This window comes from Mesorhizobium sp. M7A.F.Ca.US.002.01.1.1, assembly GCF_004022955.1.
GTDB lineage: Bacteria > Pseudomonadota > Alphaproteobacteria > Rhizobiales > Rhizobiaceae > Mesorhizobium > Mesorhizobium ciceri.
On record NZ_RZQE01000819.1, the window covers coordinates 1 to 1,536 of the forward strand.

The 1,536-nt window shown below is 59.2% G+C and carries 1 protein-coding gene; it reads right to left on the reverse strand.

Translation table 11 applies throughout. From position 1 onward, the window contains the following. Positions 1-236: 236 nt before the first annotated feature. Positions 237-1,277, reverse strand: coding sequence for a type VI secretion system-associated FHA domain protein TagH (tagH, locus tag EN932_RS35785; RefSeq protein ID WP_127371919.1), 1,041 nt, complete (start codon positions 1,275-1,277; stop codon positions 237-239). Positions 1,278-1,536: the final 259 nt, after the last annotated feature.

Sequence of the window (1,536 nt, forward strand, 5' to 3'; positions counted from 1 at the left end):
GTTTCTGGTCGGGTAAAGGGGCAGCTCCGGTCGGCCGCGGCAGTGTCCGCAGAAGGATTGGCCAGAAAATCCTGTCCCGCCGTAGCATGACATTGCCGCAGACCCCCAGGTCAATGAGTCTTACCCGCTTGGCGAACTGTCGTACGCGATTGTAATCTCAGAAATTGTTTATTGGAACCGGATGCCGGGCGTCGGAGGACTTTTCTGATTGCCCTGCCAGGCGTTTCCTGGATCGCCTATTTTTGCTTGTCGGCTTTGGCGTAGGCCTCGCTGAAATACGCCAGGAAGATGTCCAGCATGCCGTTTTCATGTGCCTCCTCCATGGTCCGCCATGTCGCGACATAGGCGTCCCAGGCCTGCCCCTTCTTCGATGTGAACGACGTAGGCGGGAGTTTCCTGCCGATCGCCTCGGGCGACAGGTCGTCAAGCAGTCGGGAGAGCGCAGCTTGCATGGCGGCATAGGTGGCGAATTCGTGCGTCTTCAGATCGCGGAATGCGTCCTCGATACTGCGCCTGGCATCAAGATAGCCGGCCCTGCGACGGGCGAACATGATTTCGAGGATTTCGTCGGTTCCTGGAACGAACTTCAGCGGATTGTTGTCGGCGGCGCTGATCATCGTTCGTTGTGTGCTCTTGGCCAGCATTTTCGCGGCCGCACGTGCTTTCAGCAGCAACGTCAGTTCCTCGACCACCGCCCGCAGGACCGCGCCGATTTCGGCGGCAACTTCATGCGGGTCGCGTAATTGAAGCAATTCCGGCGAAATGCCGGCTCCGATCGCGATCTCCCGCAAGACCTCGTCTCTGGTCGAAGGCAGGGGTGGGGAGTGCGGCGGAATGCGCTGCCCGGGCCGTTGCTGCGCGGGATCGAAGAAAGGTGCATCTTTGAATTCCAGCGGTCGGCCTGTCGCGGGCGGCATGTCTCGCTGCTCGGATTTGTAGCTGGGGTAGCCCGCCGTGGCGCGCTCTTCGTCGATCGATACCAAGATGACATAACGGCCGATCAGTATCCGGTCGCCATGGCCAAGCCGGTGTGGCCCGGTCATGCGCTGGCTCGATCCGTTGATGAAAGTCCCATTGCGCGAGATGTCGTGCAGCCAGAACGCGCCCGCCTCGTAGCGAACCTCGCAGTGGCGGCCCGAGATGAACTTGTCGGGATCCGGCAAGGTCCAGTCGCAAGCATCGCGTCCGATTTCGAAGCCGCGATCACGCGCCGCGTAGCTGGTCGAGGTACCAGCGGGCAAGGCGTCGACATTGTTGATTTCCAGACTGATGTGCATCCGAGATCGCCGTCGATCGTTGATCGGTACTCCGCCATTCTAGCAGCTTGCGGGTAAAACAGGACAGAAGCGTTTCAAGTCGATGAACCGGCTGGTTAATGCATGTCGCCCAAAAGTGCCCTCCGTTTGAGAAAACGACATTGCATGAAACAAGACCTGAAGGTGCAGCGCGTGAATCCGACCAACCGCGATACGGTTTGGGTTTCTGTCGCCCCATGTCCTCTTTGGCCAGCAGGAAAACATGTGGTAGGCTCAACAT

What these genes read in the sequence shown, in the direction of transcription:
- tagH (WP_127371919.1), bottom strand. Translation starts at nt 1,277, where the DNA reads ATGCACATCAGTCTGGAAATCAACAATGTCGACGCCTTGCCCGCTGGT.